Consider the following 239-nt stretch of genomic DNA (forward strand, 5'->3'; position numbering starts at 1 on the left):
TCGAGGTGGAAGCATGGTGACATGTGGAGCTGACGAATACTAATAGATCGAGGACTTAACCATATAATATGAAGCAATGTTATCTAGTTTTGAAAGAATATAAAAAACTTGTTGACTTTAAAAGTTAAATAAGTTACAATAATTCTTGTCTTAAATGAATACAGTCTGGTAATGATGGCAGAGAGGTCACACCCGTTCCCATACCGAACACGGAAGTTAAGCTCTCTAGCGCCGATGGT

Annotated in this window: 1 rRNA gene; it reads left to right on the plus strand. The window is 37.7% G+C overall.

From position 1 onward, the window contains the following. Positions 1–164: 164 nt before the first annotated feature. Positions 165–239, plus strand: a 5S ribosomal RNA gene (rrf, locus tag G9F74_RS29750); the annotation flags it as partial.

Origin of the sequence: Bacillus sp. EKM202B (genome assembly GCF_011066025.1) — a bacterium.
In the GTDB taxonomy this organism is placed as follows: domain Bacteria; phylum Bacillota; class Bacilli; order Bacillales; family Bacillaceae_G; genus Bacillus_A; species Bacillus_A toyonensis.